This window comes from Exiguobacterium sp. s5, from assembly GCF_018618075.1.
In the GTDB taxonomy this organism is placed as follows: domain Bacteria; phylum Bacillota; class Bacilli; order Exiguobacteriales; family Exiguobacteriaceae; genus Exiguobacterium; species Exiguobacterium mexicanum_A.
Genome location: NZ_JACSLK010000001.1, coordinates 16016 through 31089, shown reverse-complemented (window position 1 = coordinate 31089; position 15074 = coordinate 16016). Strand labels below are relative to the sequence as shown.

Here is a 15074-nt window from a genome sequence, read left to right as displayed (position 1 = left end):
GAAAACTATACTTTAAATTTCATTATCTTTAATTCGAGATAAATATAACACGCTAAATTTGATGGGTCAATCAATTCGTCTCAAAAAAAAGACGAGTTGCCTCGTCTTGTCGTTTCAGTCATACGTCTCGTCCAAGTTACGCGCATAAAACGCGATGGCGCGACGATACCGTTTGATGCTGTCATCCGGCTCCGGGCTTGCGAGCAGTTCGAGCAACGTACCGGTCGCTTCAGTGTGGCGCCCGAGATTATAATGGGTCATCGCTTGAAATACTTTGAGCGCCCCGATGTCTGGGAACTGTTCGATCGCCTTGGCGAACAACGCCTCAGCGTCCTCGTAGCGGCCGAGCGCCCGATACGTGCTGCCGAGTCCGATATACGTCTCCCGGAGCTCTTCGCCGGCGAGGCCGAGCCGGATTGCCCGTTCATAATGCGGGACGGCTTGCCGCTCTTCGCCGAGCGAGTCATAACACCAGGCGCAATGGGCATGGAGGCGTGGGTTCTTCTCGTCTTGTCGGAGCAACATGAGCAACAGCTGCTTTGCCCGTTCGAGCTCTCCGTTCTCGCGGAGACGAATCGCTTCGTCGAGCCCCTTCTCCTCTGGGGTTTGAACTTCCAAGTCACTCAAGTCGTCAAGCCACGCTTGCAACAACTCGTAATAGCGACCGACATGGACGCCATCGACGAGGGCATGGTGGGCTTGGACCGAGAGCGGCATCGTCATCCGGCCACCCGTCTCCGTGAATTTGCCCCAGGCGATGCGCGGCACCGTATCGTGTTGCTGATCGTGTGTCGGGTGGCTGATGCTCGTGAACGTGACCCAAGGCACGCTCGTGATGTAAAGCAGACTGTCCGGCTCGTCGCCGACGACGACTTCCCGTTTCGCCCCGCTCATCCGGGCCGTCACTTCTTCCATGAAGTCCGGGAACGTGTCTTTATAGGTCGCCGTGCAAAAGTTGAAGACGTCATCGTCCATCATGACAGTAAAGGACGGATGCACGACGTCGTGCTCGATGACCTCGTCGCCGCGAATCCGGTAGCGAAGCTCCGGGATGGCGTTCGCCGTCTTGACGGCACCGTACAAGAACAGTTTAAAGAACGACTGTCCGGTCCGTTTGGCATGCGTATGTAACTTCGTCACATCAACGCTCGCCGTCACGTTGAAATGCGGAGCGTCAAACGCCTTGAAGAATTCGTAGTGCTTCTTGCGCGACCACGTCTCGGTATTGATGATTTTCATGATTCGTCCCCCTGTTTTTTCTTTCACTGTACCAAAGGGAACAGGCCGTTCAAAGTTTTTGCTTCAACTCGGTGTAATGCTCGTTCGCCAAGTCGAAATAGACGAAGTCCCGACGTTCAATCCGATCGAGCGTCGCATGGAAGTCACGCCAGCCCTGCTCGACGAGCTCCGGCGTCAGTTCTCCGGCCTCCGTCGCTTCCTCGAACTCGTCCTCGTCTTTGCGGACAACGTCCCCGTTCGGGAAGATGAGGATGTCGAGCAACAAGTCGTCCATATACGGGATTCCGTCCTCGTATCCGATCGCTTCGACGATATCGATGTACCATTGAACGATGTGCCCTTCATCATTAAACATGACGGTCACACCGAACGGCTCGTCGTCCGGGAAATATTGAAGCCAGCTGTAACCGGCATCGGCGACGATGAACTCTTCTCCCTTGTGCATCTTATGTTGAGGTGCGCGGACCGCATCGATTTGAAACAAGGCGACGGTCCCGGAGAAACGGTCATCATGTACCTCCATTTGCGCGTAGCGATGTTGCAAAATCCGTTCCCAGTCTCGACGATTGGCAAATTTCCGTTTTGGCATATGTCTCTCTCCTTTTGACCCAATTCATACGTAAAGAGTTCGCCAAAATCCGACATTTCCCTGTTCAATCGTACAGATTGTGTTGATTGAACGAGACGAGGTGGCTTTGCTTCAATCGTTTTCGCTCGACCATCCGGGTGAACGCATCGGTCGAGATAAACCGGTTGCCCGGATGAATCGTCGCTAACTGCAGCAAGATGAAGCGAATGCCGCGCTCGCCTTCCTGAAGCGGGACATGGAGCATCGTCCCATCCTCATTGAATCGATTCAAGAACAATTCGACTTTGCAGTCCTCTTTTAACAGACGCGATGTGACGAAGGCGGTTTGGCTGATGAGCGATTCGAAGTCGTGATGGAGCGTATAACCGGACGGACCCGTCAAATCCAAGGCGAACGTGAACGTATCGAGCGTCGTCTGTTGAAATACTTTTGACTGCAGTCGTCCGAGTTTGGCGGTCGCATACCAATCAATCTCCTTCACCGGTTCCCCTTCATACGGTTTCGACCCGATTAGTTGCAACGGATTTCGAAGCGGTGACGCCAAGAGCGGCCGGTCCCCAAGCGCTAGCCGCTTCGTCCCGACCGGTGGATGCAACAGGAGCGATGGAAGGACGGTCCACTCTATATCGACCGGTCGTTCATACAAATATGTCCCGAGACGGAACGGAAGCGTGACGGCGATGACGCATTCCTCGAACGTGGCTGGACCTCGATACTCGGCGCGCACGACCAATTCGTGGCGGGCGCGACCGACATCGACCTCATAGTCGAGCACGTTCGGAAGGCGCTCATGCGCCGGAAAGCTTATTCCTGAGCTCGCCTTCAAACGAATGCGAAGCGGTAGTCCGAGCCGGTCCAACTCGCCCACCCCATCGACAACCAATACGAGCCGACTCTCGTCCCCGACAAACAGCAATTCTTCGTATTGCGTGAACTGGAGATCGATGTGCCGCTCGAGTTGTTGCCGCGTCCGCTCCAGCATCCAAATCGCACTCGCTACAATGAAGCATATGTAACCCAATCCGTATACGTACGGGAAGAACACGAGCATGGCTCCGCTCACAAGATATATAGGTAGGAGCCGTCGCTGCAACCAAACGTGCGTGGACAGGATCATCCGTCAGCCCTCGACCGGCACGGGCACGGTGTCTAAAATGTGTGCGATGACGTTCGCTTTTGTCGACTTGATGCCGCCTTCAAGCGTCAAGCTGATCCGATGGGCGAGGACGTACGGCGCCACGGCTTTGACGTCTTCCGGGATGACGTACAGTCGGCCGGCCAAATAGGCATAGCTTTGACAAGCGCGGAGCAGCGCGATCGCGCCACGTGGGCTGACTCCGACCTCGACGGACGCGTGCGCCCGAGTCGCATGGACGAGACCGAGCATATAGTCGAGGACATCGTCTTGGATCGCGACTTGTCTCGTCTCGGCCTGCGCTTCTTGCAGCGAGGCGAGTGACGTCACGGCCTCGATTTGTTTGCGGGTCTCGGTCAACACTTGCAACAACAGTTCTCGCTCTTCGGCGGCTTCCGGATAGCCGACCGGAATCGAGATGAGGAACCGGTCGAGTTGCGCGTCTGGGAGCGGGAACGTCCCAGCCGATTCAATCGGGTTTTGCGTCGCGATGACGAAAAACGGCTTCGGCATCGGATACGTCTTCCCGCCGATTGACACTTGTCGTTCCTCCATCGCTTCTAACAGCGCCGACTGGGTGCGCGGGACGGCCCGGTTGATTTCATCAATCAAGACGATGTTCGCAAAAATCGGACCTTGCCGATGGTCAAATCCTTGCGTCTGCATATTGAAGTAGTCGGTCCCGATGACGTCGGACGGGAGCAAATCGGCCGTAAATTGGATGCGCGAGAATGACCCGTCCAAACTGCCGGCGATCGTTTTGGCGAGCAACGTCTTCCCCGTGCCCGGAACGTCCTCAAGCAAGATATGTCCTTCGGCGAGAAGTGCCGTGCAGCAGAGACGAACGACTTCTTCTTTCCCTAAATACACTTCATTCAACTGTTTGATGACCGCTTCGATTCCCATTTCGTTCCCCTCCGTTGGTAGATGTCTTATTCGAAGTTTACCTGTTTATGGTAATATAGACAATAAATAGTCTGAACATTCCGATAAGGAGGGAAAAGATGAAGTGGTCCTCTCGATTTATAGGGTTCCTTGTTGTGACAGCTTGTCTCGTTGTGACGTTCGTCTTTGTCAGTAAGGAGACGTTCAGTTGGTTTCAAACGCTCGAGCATCCAGTTGACGATCCTCTAATAGAAGAGCGTGAGCAAGAAGAAGAGGAACCGGACGAGGATGGAATCGATTTAACGACAGTTGGTGAAAACGAAAAAGGTGGATCCTTACGTGAAAAGAAAAAAATGTTTGAGTTTCCATTCGGTTTGGGTGGAGGCGATGCACCCGGAGGACTCGGAACACTGTTCGCCATCCTCGCTGCTGCCGGATTGATTGTTTACAGTGTCCGGAAATGGTTGCGTCGTCGACGGCTGAAAGGACTCACGTTCCTTTTTACGGATGACACTTCTACTCAATCATCACACGAAGCGGACGCAACGATCGCTGCACAGACGTTCCCGATACTCACGAACATCGAACTGAGGGATTGGCTCATCACGTTCAACGCGTCGCTCGCCCCTGAGTTAAAACTTCGGACGAATGAGACGGTCGTCGACTGGTTCGAACGCATCGAGCTGACAGATATCGACGCCTCGCTCTATCATCTGATTCGCTATGGTCCCGCATCCGATCATGACATCCCGTTCGAGCAGCAACAACGATTTCACGAGGCACTCGACCGTTACTTGAAGCGGCAACCCTGAGCGAGAAAGTACCCGGGTTCTCAATGACTGGCAAACATGCTACGATCATTGATAATAGGAAAAAAATGTAACTTTCTTAGGAGGTTTGATTGATGAAACGCCTAGGCCTACTCGGATTCAGTGTGTTTTTGCTGACCGGGTGCACCGATTCCGTTGAGCAACCCATCGTCCCGGCCGATACAAATGAACCGTCGTCCGAAGACATCACCGCTTGGACGCGAGAAGATTTTAAAGACGTCTTCGACCAATATGAAAAAGTCCCGCCGCTCTTGAAGGCACTCGAGAACGATGGACTCACCCCGTTCCGCGAGACGTTCGAGCACGTCGTCATCGCCGGCGACGGCATCCAGCATACATACGCCGATATTCATCCGTTCAAACTCGATGACGGCACGTACGCCACCGTCTATGAGAGCGAGAACGGGGACATCGCTAACGGTCCCGAGTCGGTCGCGCCGCTGTTTTGGCAAGAAGCATCGTTCCTTCAATTCGTCGAAGAAATCGAGAAACGAAAATATGGGACGAGTGCCCCACCGACGGACGTCGTTTTGACCGAAGACGAGTTTCAGGCGCTCTATAATCGCCACGCCTACACGTCCGCGCTCATCGTCGAGCTCGACGAATGGGGCGTACAACTGGCGCGCGATCCGCTCGAGAACGTGATCATCGCGGGAAACGGGGTCAAGGAAGTGAAGGCCGACTTGATCGTCTTTGAAGTCGAAGGCGGCTACGCCATCGTCTACGACCGAGACGGTGAGATCTTCAAAGGGCCGGAGTCGATTGCCCCACTGTTTTGGAGCGAGACGGATTATGAAAACCTACTCGAGAAGTATGAATGACTTATCGGACACGTCGTTTCAAGTCCCGGTACTCGAGTAGCAAGTTGAGCCATTGCGCCGGCTTATCGCTCGACTCAGCTACGTCGTACCGGTATCTCGTCACGTACACATGCCACGACAAGGCCCGATAGACGCAACCGAGCTCTTCAGCGATCAACAAGTGACGCCAAAGCACGTCCTTGGATGCGACGCCGCTCCACGCTTCCAAATAAACCGTACGCATCGTTTGAATCTGTTCATACCAGGCGACCTCGGCTTCTTCCGGCAATAAGTCGTACAGCGCGTTCCAAAACACGCGCACGCTGAAAAACGGATGCGTGACGGTCGCGTCGCCCCAGTCGAGGATACACAAATCATTCGTCCGTTCCCGCCAGAAGATGTTGCCGCCGTGCAAATCACCGTGCTCGAGACTCATCGGCATCCCGGTCGCCAGCTCATCGCACATGGCGATCAATTCATCTTGAAGCGCGAGCATGGCCTCGGCTTTGTATCGCTCGAGCCCGGCGCAGAGCTCAGGTAAATACGTGCGGATTTCGTCCTTCAACTTGGCCGGTCGGCGGTCCGGGATGCCGTAAGACAAGTAGGTCTCGATCTGGTCGATCTCCTGTCGCTGCAGCTGTGCGTATTGACGCAACGCCGCTTCGTATCGACTCACGTCCGGCCGTTCACGTAGCGCCTCTCCGCCGATGCCTCGCATGAGCAACCAGTTCCGGGCTGAATCGATGGCGATGACGTCAGGCACGAAATCAGGATGCCGCTCGGCCAGAAACGCCGACAATCCGGCCTCGCCGCGGCTGATATCGGTCACCGCTTTGGCGTAGTAACGTTCCTCATCGAGCGCGCCAACAAGCAAGTACGTCAAATCGGTATCTTTGATCACGTGCCACCTCGCATTCGGCACGTTTGCCTCAATCCATCGTTCGAACCGTTCACGAAACGATCGGTCACGCCATGGGATTGCCTGTCTCATCCTGTTCACCCTTTCTTTCATCATCTCCTAGGAGGAAACGATATGGACGTTGTATATTACTCATACCCGGTCGATGCCATCTTGTATATGTACTTAGGGGCGACGGCCATCGTCAGTCTCATCATCGGGCTGCTCGTTTGGCGTCTGTTCAAGCGCCGAGATGTCGGCTTTTGGACAACGCTCGTTCTCAGCTTTGTCGGGCTGTCGCTCTCGCTCGTCTGGTTTCAAAACGCGTCCGTCGCCGTGTTCATGGGGACACTCCCGTGGCTGATCAATCTCGTCTTCTCCCTTTTGTTGTACGGTCTGTTCGTCGGCATCATCTATGTCACGTTCCGACCACGAAAGCTCGACCGCGTCAAATGACGGTATGCTATACTCATGTTAATAAACGACCACTAGGGGAGCCTTCGGGCTGAGACGGCATGCGCCGGACCCTTCGAACCTGATCTGGCTCATACCAGCGTAGGGAAGTGGTGTGGGATTCGTCTGTCTTTCCACGCCACTTTTCCACTTGGAGAAGTGGCGTTTTCATTTTGAAAGGAGACTATCTATGCGTATTCAACAACTCACTTGGATGGCGATGCTCATCGCCATCGCCGTCATCGGTTCCCTGTTCATCTCGATTCCGACCGGTGTCGCCCGTGCCTATCCGATTCAACATATGGTGAACGTCATCGCCGCCGTCACCGTCGGGCCGATCGGGGCCGTTCTCGTTGCGTTCGTGACCGGAATCGTCCGTGTCATGACCGGTACCGGGTCGCTCTTGGCCTTTCCCGGAGGTATGATTGGGGCGCTTTTGGCCGGGGTCTTCTATATGAAGACGAACCGCGTCGCCTTCGCCGCTTTCGGCGAAGTCCTCGGGACCGGAATCATCGCCTCGCTCATCGCCGTCCCGTATGCCAAAATCTTGATGGGAACGGAGTTCGGGGCACTGTTCTTCTTCCCGGCCTTCCTCGCCTCGAGTGTAACCGGTGCTCTTCTCGGCTGGATCGTCTTGGCGCGGGTCAAGCAATTGCGACCGCTCACGGTGAATCGATAAGTCCTTCCTCCGACTGATAGTAAATGGTAAAATCAGGATATACCAATTAGGGAGGTCCTTTCTTGAATCGATTGACGCTAATACTGGCGGCCACCGCCTGCCTGTTCATGTCCGGTCTGTTGTACACGCTCGAACGGATTGCCACGTTCACTCGCTGGAATGCCCAGATTGCGACGGGTACGTTCTCGAGCGAGCCGATGTTCGTCGATGTGCTGCTCCAAAATGTGTTCATCTCGATTTTCGGGGTGGCCGCCATCGTCCTCTTTTTTATGGCGGGCAACGCTGTCCAACCCACAACGACCACAAAAGCAGGGACGGCCGATTTATGACGGCTGTCCCTGTTTGACGTGATGTGATGGTTTTATAACTCTAGTGAAGAAGGAGTGTTTAGTTATGGACATTAATCGCAATCCTTATTTTTACTCATTGTTAGTCGGGACTTTAATTTTTCTATTCATCTTCATCTCTGAATTCTTTTTCAATTTTGGAATCATATCGAATCACTCGATTACATTGCTCTTTCTTTCTTTGACCACTCTGTTGGCGGTACTGCTTATTTTTTCCGTGCTGTATGTCAAAAAATTTAAAGACGAAAAAGGGAACATATTATTAGGCGTATTAATCTTTTCAGGCGCTGGTTTCCTTCTTTTCTTACTACTCAATACGTTAGTGATGTTGTAAGTTGAACCGGGTCTAGTCTTCTTCCTTCGATTTTTAGTGAATTTGCATTATCATTATCTCCTTACCTTGTTCATAAAAATCACAGCTCAAAAAGTTTCTTCCCACCTATATTTTCAGTGAGCCGTTCGCTAAACTGAAAGAAAATAAGGGGGGCAAAGCGATGTTTCGTATCGGCAGTATCTTTATTCCTGTAACAAATTTAATCCGATCATTGGAATGGTATCAAACCCACTTTCACATATCTGAAATCGGACGTTGGGAAGGTGGCATCGGCGTCCATTTCCCAGACGGGGCGACCCAACTCGGATTGATTGAAACGAAAAACGTTGCTTCGACGACGTTCAGCGACCGAAACGGTGACGAACACGTCAGCTTCAACATCGTCTGCGACGACATTCAATCCATCCATGACACATTTGAACGCGCCGGCTTGAAACCTGGCCGACTTCAAGATTTTGGCGGGATGAGTTGTTTTGATGTATTGGACCCGGATGGCAACGTCATCAGTCTGACGTCAGAATCAGCCGATTCGCCCTTCCATCGAGACCAGATTAGACAAGCACAATTGAAAGGACAGACCCAATGAAACAAATCCACCATCTCTGCATCCAGACGCCCGACTATGAGGCGTCCAAACGATTTTATGAGGCGCTCGGCTTCGAGCTCGTTCAAGAGTCGCCCGACTTTCATACGCGCGCGTACAACAGCTGGCTCAAACTTGGCGACTTTTATATCGAGCTCCAAACGGCGAAAGTCGATGAGACGTTGTCACCGTATTCGAAGCATGCGGCCGGTCCGGTCCACTTCGCTTTGTACGTCGATGATCTCGAAACCGAAGTGCGGCGCCTTGAGGACCTTGGCGTGACGTTCTTACCGAAACACGGCGGGAACATCTACTTCGTCGTCGACGGTCATTTGAGTAAACTGAAAGCCCCGGAAGGCACGATTATCGAGCTCCGGGACACGTTTGTCATCAAGTGAGGCCACGAGCCTCACTTTTTTTATTGGATTCGCACACCCTCATGTTTTTCGCCGTCGTCGAACAGGTACATGACAGAGAACACACTTTGTCCGTACCATTTGGAGGCCTCTCATGAAATATCTCGATTATTGGAGTTACTTATCGCTCTCCCTCGCCAAGCTGTTCCTATTCAGTCTGTTGACGGCGAGCGCGTTCGACCTACCTTTTCTATTCATCAACCTCGCGACCATCTTGATGATGACGAGTTGGGCGCTACTCGTAAAACCGCAGACACGTCGCTGGATTTTGTTCGCGTCGCTGTTTCTGCACAGCACGCTACTCATCTCGGACGTCTGGTACTACCGCTATTTCGGCAACTTGCTGTCGGTCGCCCTACTGTCTGATATCGGCCAGATGGGAGACGTCGGGGGCGGATTTTTGACATTGATTCAAGCACCCGACTTCATCTTGTTCACAGATTTGCTCGTCTACGCGGCCATCCTCGTCTATATGAAACGACAGCCGGTCTTGGAATCGAAATCTCTCGGTCGCCGTTTGGCGGTCGCCGGTTTTCTTGTCGGCTTCATCGTCTTTACCGTCCCGACCGTTGTTCATTACGCCGAAACAGATCACCGGAAAAGCCCGATTTCAAATATGCGCGAGTATTATCAGCTCGGCTTTTGGGGCTATCACGGCCTCGATGCATTCCGCGGCATTCAGGACGCCCTTCATCTCGGTGGCGACCTGACAGAACGGGAGCGCAACCAAATCGAAGCGTTAGCGACCGAACCAGTTGACACCACAGCGGATACGAACGTCATCGTCGTCCAACTCGAGTCGTTCCAAGCGTCCGTGATCGGCCAGACGGTCAACGGGCAAGAACTGACGCCGAATCTGAATGCGCTCCGTGATGAGATGCTGTATTTCCCGAATTTTTATCATCAGACGCACGAGGGCCGGACGTCTGATGCGGAATTCACCGTCAACGCCTCGCTCTATCCCGTCAAATCAGGTTCGGTGTATACGCAGTATGCGACGAACACGTTTGACGCCTTGCCTGAGCAGTTACGACGAGCCGGCTATGATACGGCCGCGATGCATGCGTTCGACAAGGAGTTTTGGAATCGTGCCAACTTCTATGAGCAGATTGGCTACAACCACTTCTTCCACCAAGACGATTATCCGGCCGATCCGGTCATCGGTATGGCCGTCGGCGACAAGGAGTTCCTGACGACATCGGTCGACCACTTGGACACGTTGGACGAGCCGTTCTATTCCTTCATGGTCGCGTTGACGAGCCATACGCCGTATGAGATTCCGGACGAGGAGAAACGGTTGGATCTATCGGAATACGAGGACCCGCTCCTCCAAGACTATTATCACACCGTCCACTACAGCGATGCCGCCGTCGGTCTCATGGTCGAACGACTGAAGGCGGACGAAAAGTGGGACGACGCCTTGGTCGTCTTTTATGGCGACCACGACAGCGGATTGACCGCTGCCGGTGACGAGATGGCCGTAAATGCAGATGCCGACTCCACGGTCGATTTGTTCCAGCTCGATCGCTCCGTCCCGTTATTCATCAAACCGGCAGGACTCGAACGAGGTCAGACGGTGCAGGCGAGCGGCGGTCAAGTCGATTTGGCCCCGACCATCCTCGATTTGCTCGGGATGACACCGACGTACATGCTTGGAAGTTCGCTTCTCGACGATGAGCCCAATTTGACCGTGTTCCGGAACGGCTCGTTCCGCTACGACGACCTTTATTTCGTCCCGGATTTGACAGAGCCGGTCGGCAGCGGCATGTGTTATTCGGTCGAGACCGGCGATGACTTGCCGCTTCAAACATGCGAACCATATATTGATCAAGCCGTCGAACAACTCCGTTTATCCGATACGATCGTCGTGAAAGACGCACTGTCCGACTTTCAACAAAACGACGCACAAGCCGCCCCGAAATAATCGGGACGGCTTGTTTTTGTCAGTAGACGTTTCGTAACGCGGCGACATCGATTTTCTTCATCGGCAAGAACGCTTGCGTCACTCGCGCCAACTGCTCCTTTGTACCGGTCGTCAGCATCTCTTCCATCTCCCACGGCACGATTTGCCAGGAGACACCATACCGGTCTTGAAGCCAGCCGCACTGTTCCGCTTCCGGGACGGCCGACAGCTTGGCCCAGTACTCGTCAATCTCGGCTTGCGACTCACAAAATGCGATCAGCGACTGCATCTCGTTGAACGCAAATTGATGATTTTCCGCGCTGTCCATGGCGACGAACTCGCGTCCGGACAAGACGAAACGGGCATAATTGAGCTTTCCTTCTAACTCTAGGCCGTCTGCCGCTTCGTAACGGATCAGATGGTCTTCGAGCACGTACGAATCCGGGAAGATGGAAATCCAGTCGTTCATCGCCGCCTCGGCCCGACCGAACACGTCTCCGACGAACAAGAAGCACGGAGTCACCGTCTGGATGTCCATCCCGCCGCTATGCATGATTTGCCAGGAGACACCGTGCTTGTCTGTCAACCAGCCGTAGCGCTCGCTGAAATCATACGCGTCGAGCGGCATGAGCACCTCGGCCCCGTCCACAAGTTTACCCCACAACGTCTCGACTTCTTCTGCCGTCGGGAACGTGACCATGTACGAGATAGACGGGTTCCGCTCCTTCAACGGACCCGCCCCGAGCAGTTGAAAGAATTGTCCCGCCAGCGAGACGGTCACAACCGTCGTCTCACCCGAAGGCGTATCGCTCAGTTTCGTCGTATAGTCGACGAATGAATCAGGAAATCTCGACACGTACCACTCCGCAATCGCCTCGACGTCGCCTTCGAACCAAATACACGGGATAATCGGTTGAGTAATCATAATCCTTTCTCCTTTCAGACTTCACGCAGACGATACACGTCACGGACGGCGAGTAGCGTCTCAGCTGTCTTTCGGTATGCTTGGTAATGCGGTGAGTTGATGTGATGGTCAAGCGCCGTCTCGTCTTCGTACTTTTCATAGAACACGAACGTGCCCGGGGCATCGATTGACTCATGGAGCACATACGTCAGGCACCCCTCCTCTTGTCGCGACGGAGGAATGACCTCATCGAGCGCTTGCCGTAACTCGTCTTCTTTCCCAGGATGTGCCTTCAAGATAGCGGTGATTGTAATTGCCATATGCGATTCCTCCTTCTAAAAGTCTATTCGTTCACCTGTTCCCTAAACGCATCCGATCTATCCCAAAAAGCGGGCGTCTCATGAGGAGACACCCGCTTGTGCTTACTTCTTCTGTTTCGGTTTGAACGGCCACCATACTCCGTCCCCGAACGATACCGTGATCGCAGGGATGAGCAGCGGCAACACAATCAATCCGTATAACAACAGTCCGGTGATAACGATCGTCGCAATCTGGACGAGACTGAGCACGCCAGACGGGATCATCGCCCCGAACGTTCCGGCGAGGATGACGGCCGCGGTCATGATGACCGTCCCCATCTTCGTCATCGAATGGACGAGCGCATCGCGAACCGTCATCCCGTTGATCGACTCTTCGCGGAACCGATCGAGCAGGAAAATCGAATAGTCGATGCCGAGGGCGATCAACATGACGAACCCGAAGAACGGAACGGCCCAACTGATGCCGTCATAACCGAGTCCTTCGACGAAGATGAGCTCCGTGATGGCCGCCGACGTGTAATACGTCAGTAAGAGCGAGCCGATCATATAGAGCGGCATGACCATCGAACGGAACAACATCGTCAAGACGATGAACAGCGTCACGAGCATGATGGCGACCGTCCGATTGAAGTCGTTCGTCGACGTCTCATTCAAGTCGCTGTTAATACTCGAGATACCGGCATATCCGATTGTCGCATCCGCGAACGGCGTATCGGTGACGATCCGGTCCATCGTCGCTTTCACGGTCTCGACCGTGTCAATCGCTTCCGGCGAATATGGGTCCATCTCGAGGATGACCTCGAGCTGTGTCGCCGTCCCGTCGTCAAATACGTAGCGTTCGACAGCTGGAGCGAACTCCTCTGACGTGAGCGTCCCTTCCGGTAGATAGACGCCCGTATCGCGCAGGCTGTCCGAGCTACTCAGGTCTGATAGGAATGCCGCCGCTTCATTGATACCGGTCTCGATTTGAGCGAGCCCTGCGTTCGCTTCACCGACACCCGCGGCGAGTTGTCCGAGACCCGTTCCGAGTTCTCCGGCTTGGGCGCCTTGTGTCGTCAACGTAGATGCTGCCTCGTTAATGCCTGCCTCGATTTGACCGAGACCGGCCGACACTTGCCCGAGCTGCGTTACGGTCGCAGGAATATTTTGCGTCGCCGTGAGTCCTTGGCCAATCAGACCGAGCTGAGCGTTCAATTGACCAAGTCCCGCTGCCGCTTCCGCGAGCGGGGCGCCGGCGTTCGTTGAACCGGCCGGTAATTGGCCAACGACGGCGTTAAGCCCAGATTCGACTTGCGCGAGTCCGTCCTGGACGTCACCGAGACCAGTCTCGGCTTCCGTCAGTCCTGCGCTCACTTGTTCGAGCTGGGTGTCGACGTAAAAGTCATCGATGACGTCACCGGTCGGACGCGTCACCGAACGGACGCCGCTCACCCCATCGATGTTTTCCAGTTCACTCGAGAATTTCTCGATGTACGGGATATCCGTTTCGGACAACGCTCCAGCTTGTTTCAAAATGACTTGGACCGGGAGCGACTCCCCTTGTCCGAATCCTTCTGAAATCAAGTTGAGACCGCGCACGGAATCATAATCGTCACCGATCTCATCGACCGTATTGAACGACCGGGCATCGTCGTACGTGAACAACACCGGTACGGTGATCAACGCGACGACGAGAATCGAAACGAACGGTCGATTGACCGACAGACGGCTGAATCCGGCCCAGAGACGGCTGTCGTGATGTTCGCCCGCCTTCTTCGATGGCCAGAACAAACGATGCTTGAGCGTCGCCATAAAGAACGGCACGACCGTGAAGAGAATGAGCAAGAGCACGGCAATCCCGACCGCGACGGCGACGGCTGATTTGAAGATTGGGAAATCGGCGAAACCGATAGCCGCAAAGCCGACGAACACGGCGAGACCGCTGATGAGGACTGTCCGCCCTGCCGTTTTGTACGTGTTGACGATGGCATCTTCAATCGCGTGGCCCGCGCCGAGCTCTTCTTTATACCGGCTGAGCAGCAAAATACAATAGTCAGTTCCAATCCCGAACAAGATGGCCACGAGGAAAATCTGCGTGTAGTTCGAGACCGGGAAGCCAAACCAATCGACGAAAAATGCGACGAACGATTGGCTCAATAAATACGTGAATCCGACCGCGATGAGCGGGATGAATGGCGTCACGATTGAGCGGAACACGAGCAGGAGCAGTCCAAAAATGAGCACGACCGTGATGATTTCCGTCTTCTTCAAGCCTTCCTGCGCACTCAAGTTCACATCGTTGTTGATGATTTCTTCACCTGTGATGTAGACGGTCTCGTCTTCCGGGAGGATGTTCGCCCGCACGTCGTCCGCAAAGGCGTTGATGTCTTCCATCGACCCTTCGACCGTGATTGGGACGAGCACGATGCCGCCGTCCTCCGAGACGAGCTGTGCTTCCGTCTCTTCACTTTCAAACGGGTCGAGTACGTTTTTGACGACCGTGTCGTTTTGTTTCATCTCGTCGATGACCCGGGAAATATCGGCCCGTTCGGCGTCACCGAGCGTTTCGAACTCATAGACGAGCGAGATCGTCTTATCGCTCTTCCCGGCGGCGTTCAAGATGTCCTGCGCCCGCTGCGAATCCATGTCCTCGGATAATTGGAAGCTGCCGGCTTGTTCGGCCTGCTTCGTCAAGTTCGGGGCCGCCACAAACAAGGCAGCCGTCAAGACGATGAGACCGATTAAGATGCCCCAGCGCCATTGGATGATTTTATGCACGT

16 protein-coding genes and 1 riboswitch are annotated in these 15074 nt (G+C 54.1%); of the genes, 8 read left to right on the top strand and 8 right to left on the bottom strand.

The features are described from left to right. Positions 1–114: 114 nt before the first annotated feature. The 4 genes from KNP60_RS00210 to KNP60_RS00195 form a co-directional block, all read right to left on the bottom strand. Positions 115–1239, bottom strand: coding sequence for a tetratricopeptide repeat protein (locus KNP60_RS00210; RefSeq protein WP_214796473.1), 1125 nt, complete (start codon positions 1237–1239; stop codon positions 115–117). A 49-nt stretch (positions 1240–1288) separates the two neighbouring features. After that, positions 1289–1828: a ribonuclease FAU-1 family protein gene (locus KNP60_RS00205; RefSeq protein WP_214796472.1), complete on the bottom strand. Its 540-nt coding sequence runs from the start codon at positions 1826–1828 to the stop codon at positions 1289–1291. A gap of 64 nt (positions 1829–1892) precedes the next feature. After that, positions 1893–2879, bottom strand: a complete 987-nt coding sequence (locus KNP60_RS00200; protein ID WP_214796471.1) for a DUF58 domain-containing protein — start codon at positions 2877–2879, stop codon at positions 1893–1895. A 69-nt stretch (positions 2880–2948) separates the two neighbouring features. Further along, positions 2949–3869 (bottom strand): AAA family ATPase, encoded by a 921-nt coding sequence (locus KNP60_RS00195; protein WP_214796469.1) that lies wholly within the window; start codon positions 3867–3869, stop codon positions 2949–2951. A gap of 98 nt (positions 3870–3967) precedes the next feature. Between KNP60_RS00195 and KNP60_RS00190 the strand changes: the two genes are divergently transcribed. Beyond that, the gene (locus tag KNP60_RS00190) at positions 3968–4660 is read left to right on the top strand and encodes a hypothetical protein (protein ID WP_214796467.1); all 693 of its coding nucleotides are present in this window, start codon (positions 3968–3970) and stop codon (positions 4658–4660) included. A 92-nt stretch (positions 4661–4752) separates the two neighbouring features. Further along, positions 4753–5499, top strand: coding sequence for a hypothetical protein (locus tag KNP60_RS00185; protein WP_214796465.1), 747 nt, complete (start codon positions 4753–4755; stop codon positions 5497–5499). Between the two features lies 1 nt (position 5500). Here the strand turns inward: KNP60_RS00185 and KNP60_RS00180 are convergent, their stop codons facing one another. After that, on the bottom strand, positions 5501–6469 hold the full coding sequence (locus tag KNP60_RS00180; RefSeq protein WP_214796463.1) for an aminoglycoside phosphotransferase family protein: 969 nt from the start codon (positions 6467–6469) through the stop codon (positions 5501–5503). A gap of 42 nt (positions 6470–6511) precedes the next feature. Between KNP60_RS00180 and KNP60_RS00175 the strand changes: the two genes are divergently transcribed. The 6 genes from KNP60_RS00175 (at position 6512) to KNP60_RS00150 (ending at position 11112) form a co-directional block, all read left to right on the top strand. Beyond that, entirely contained in the window at positions 6512–6832 is a 321-nt protein-coding gene (locus KNP60_RS00175; protein ID WP_214796461.1) for a hypothetical protein, read from the top strand. A gap of 24 nt (positions 6833–6856) precedes the next feature. Next, positions 6857–6955: riboswitch (TPP riboswitch) on the top strand. A 64-nt stretch (positions 6956–7019) separates the two neighbouring features. Then, positions 7020–7508 (top strand): energy coupling factor transporter S component ThiW, encoded by a 489-nt coding sequence (gene thiW / locus KNP60_RS00170; protein ID WP_214796459.1) that lies wholly within the window; start codon positions 7020–7022, stop codon positions 7506–7508. 62 nt (positions 7509–7570) lie between these two features. After that, the gene (locus KNP60_RS00165) at positions 7571–7837 is read left to right on the top strand and encodes a hypothetical protein (protein WP_214796457.1); all 267 of its coding nucleotides are present in this window, start codon (positions 7571–7573) and stop codon (positions 7835–7837) included. Positions 7838–8349: 512 nt separating this feature from the next. Beyond that, the gene (locus tag KNP60_RS00160; RefSeq protein ID WP_214796455.1) at positions 8350–8775 is read left to right on the top strand and encodes a VOC family protein; all 426 of its coding nucleotides are present in this window, start codon (positions 8350–8352) and stop codon (positions 8773–8775) included. Further along, positions 8772–9170 (top strand): VOC family protein, encoded by a 399-nt coding sequence (locus tag KNP60_RS00155; RefSeq protein ID WP_214796453.1) that lies wholly within the window; start codon positions 8772–8774, stop codon positions 9168–9170. Before KNP60_RS00160 ends, KNP60_RS00155 begins: the two co-directional genes overlap by 4 nt. A gap of 112 nt (positions 9171–9282) precedes the next feature. Beyond that, entirely contained in the window at positions 9283–11112 is a 1830-nt protein-coding gene (locus KNP60_RS00150) for an LTA synthase family protein (protein WP_214796451.1), read from the top strand. A 19-nt stretch (positions 11113–11131) separates the two neighbouring features. On the opposite strand, the gene KNP60_RS00145 is transcribed toward KNP60_RS00150, so the two are convergent. From KNP60_RS00145 to KNP60_RS00135, 3 genes are all read right to left on the bottom strand, one after another. Then, positions 11132–12016, bottom strand: coding sequence for a VOC family protein (locus tag KNP60_RS00145; RefSeq protein WP_214796448.1), 885 nt, complete (start codon positions 12014–12016; stop codon positions 11132–11134). 14 nt (positions 12017–12030) lie between these two features. Then, positions 12031–12315 (bottom strand): putative quinol monooxygenase, encoded by a 285-nt coding sequence (locus KNP60_RS00140; RefSeq protein WP_214796447.1) that lies wholly within the window; start codon positions 12313–12315, stop codon positions 12031–12033. Positions 12316–12417: 102 nt separating this feature from the next. Next, positions 12418–15072, bottom strand: coding sequence for an MMPL family transporter (locus KNP60_RS00135; RefSeq protein ID WP_214796445.1), 2655 nt, complete (start codon positions 15070–15072; stop codon positions 12418–12420). Between the last annotated feature and the right edge of the window lie 2 nt (positions 15073–15074).